The sequence below is a fragment of the Xanthomonas sp. SHU 199 genome (assembly GCF_000364665.1).
GTDB lineage: Bacteria > Pseudomonadota > Gammaproteobacteria > Xanthomonadales > Xanthomonadaceae > Xanthomonas_A > Xanthomonas_A sontii.
Genome location: NZ_AQOI01000647.1, coordinates 1 through 2435 on the forward strand (window position 1 = coordinate 1; position 2435 = coordinate 2435).

Sequence of the window (2435 nt, forward strand, 5' to 3'; positions counted from 1 at the left end):
TTGCCGGCATGGTCGTGGCAGTGCTCGCCGTGGTCGGCCGGCGGCGGTGGCGGTGCGTCGTGACATGGCATTGCCGCATGCGCCGGCGCCGGCGCCGCGCTGGCGACCGCGGCAGCCGTGTCGTGCGTCGAGGTGCCGTGCGTCGCCATGCCCGGCATCGCCATGGCGGCCGCGGTGCCGTTGAGCAGCAGGCTCAGGCATAGCAGCAGGCGCAGCAGGACGGCAAAGGTCGGCACGGACAGGCAGGGCGTGGCGGCAGAAGGAACAAGAGGATACCGAAGCCGGCGTGGGCGGCAAGCGACCGCCATGCGGCAAGGCTTGACTCTGGACCCGACTCCAGGGAGTAGGGTGTGCGCATGCGATCCGACCCCGCCACCGCCTGCTTCACCATCGGCGCGCTCGCCCGCCAGGCCGACGTCGCCATCGACACCGTGCGCTACTACGAGCGCCAGGGCCTGCTGCCGCCCGCGCCGCGCCGCGCCTCCGGCTACCGCGAGTACGACGCCGCGGCGGTGCAGCGGGTGCGCTTCATCCGCCGCGCCAAGGAACTGGGCTTTTCGCTGGAGGAGATCGGCGAGTTGCTGGCGTTGCAGGACGATCGCGTGCACGGCGTGGAGGGCATCAAGCAGCGCGCCAGCGCGCGCCTGCAGGCGCTGGATCGGCGCATCGCCGAGCTGACCGAGATGCGCAATACCCTGGCGGCCCTGGTCGAGGAGTGCCCCGGCCGCGGTGCGCCGGACGCCTGCCCGATCCTGGGCGACATCCGCGGCGATGCCGCCGGCGAGCCGTCGCGATGAGCACGGGCCGCGCCACCGCCTCGCTGACCTTGCCGGTGCAGGGCATGACCTGCGCCGCCTGCGCGGCCGGCGTGGAGAAGGCGCTGCAGCGCCTGCCCGGCGTGGCGGCGCAGGCCAGCTATGCCGGCGCGCGCGTACAGGTGGACTACGATCCGCAGCAGGTGGATCTGCCGACGCTGCTGCAGCGCATCCAGCAGGCCGGCTACCGCGTGCCGACCCAGACCGTGACCCTGGAACTCAGCGGCCTGCACTGCGCCTCCTGCGTGGCGGCGATCGACGCGGTGCTGGCGAAGACCCCGGGCGTGCTCGCCGGCCACGCCAACCTGGCCTCGGCCAAGGCGCGGGTGGAGATCGTGCCGGGCACGGTCGCGCCGGCGGAACTCATCGCGCGGATCGCCCGTGCTGGGTTCGGCGCGCGCGTCGCGCAGGCCATGGACCCGGCGCAGCTGGCCGAGCGCGAGCGCAGCGAGCGGCGCGCGTGGCGATGCGAGCTGGGCCTGTTCGCCGCGGCGGTGCTGCTGACGCTGCCGTTCTGGGGGCAGATGCTCGGCATGCTGGATGGCGACGCCCTGCGCGGCGCGCACGCCGAACCGCTGCCGCGCTGGCTGCAGTTGCTGCTCGCCACCCCGGTGCAGTGCTGGATCGGCGCGCGTTTCTACCGCGCCGGCTACCGCGCGCTGCGCAACGGCAGCGCCAACATGGATGTGCTGGTCGCGCTGGGCACCGGCATGGCCTATCTGTACAGCGCCGTGGTCACCGTGGCCGGCCTGCACGGCCAGCACGTGTACTTCGAGGCCAGCACCAGCGTCATCACCCTGGTGCTGCTCGGGCGCCTGCTCGAGGCCCGCGCCAAGCGCCGCACCACCGCGGCGGTGCGCGCGCTGCTCGACCTGGCGCCGACCACCGCGCGGGTCGAGCGCGACGGCGCCATCGTGGAGGTGGACGCGGCGGAACTGGCGGTTGGCGACGTGTTCGTGGTCGCCGCCGGCGAGCGCGTGCCGGTGGACGGCGAGGTGCTCGAGGGTCATTCCAGCGTGGACGAAGCGATGCTCTCCGGCGAGGCCATGCCGGTGGCCAAGGCGCCGGGCAGCCGCCTGCACGCTGCGACGGTCAACCAGCTCGGCCTGCTGCGCGCACGCGCCACCGGGGTCGGCGCCGACACCCTGCTGGCGCAGATCGTGCGCATGGTCGATGCCGCGCAAGGCTCGCGCGCGCCGATCCAGCGCCTGGTCGACCGTATCGCCGCGGTGTTCGTGCCGGCGGTGCTGGCCATCGCCGCGCTCACCCTGGGCGCGACCTGGGCGCTGGGCGGCAGCTTCGCCGAGGCGCTGGTGCATGCGGTGGCGGTGCTGGTGATCGCCTGCCCGTGCGCGCTGGGCCTGGCCACGCCGACCGCGATCATGGTCGGCACCGGTGTCGGCGCGCGCGCCGGCATCCTGATCCGCGACGCCGAGGTGCTGGAACGCGCCCGTGCGCTGACCGCGCTGGTGGTCGACAAGACCGGCACGCTGACCCTGGGCCAGCCGCAGGTGACGGCGGTGCTGGTCGCCGACGCGGCCGAGACCGCGCCGCTGTTGCGCCTGGCCGCGGCGCTGGAGACCGGCTCGGCGCATCCGCTGGCGCGCGCCATCGTGCAGC

The 2435-nt window shown here is 74.3% G+C and carries 3 protein-coding genes; 2 read left to right on the top strand and 1 reads right to left on the bottom strand.

Annotated elements, in window-relative coordinates; genetic code table 11:
- Nucleotides 1–236 (bottom strand): CopL family metal-binding regulatory protein (locus tag D183_RS0118570; RefSeq protein ID WP_017910323.1); only part of this gene is annotated, 236 nt, incomplete at its 3' end.
- A gap of 120 nt (nucleotides 237–356) precedes the next feature.
- On the opposite strand from D183_RS0118570, the gene D183_RS0118575 reads away from it, so the two are divergent.
- The gene (locus D183_RS0118575; RefSeq protein WP_017910324.1) at nucleotides 357–797 is read left to right on the top strand and encodes a heavy metal-responsive transcriptional regulator; all 441 of its coding nucleotides are present in this window, start codon (nucleotides 357–359) and stop codon (nucleotides 795–797) included.
- Nucleotides 794–2435 (top strand): heavy metal translocating P-type ATPase (locus tag D183_RS25225; RefSeq protein ID WP_017910325.1); only part of this gene is annotated, 1642 nt, incomplete at its 3' end. The genes D183_RS0118575 and D183_RS25225, both read left to right, overlap by 4 nt.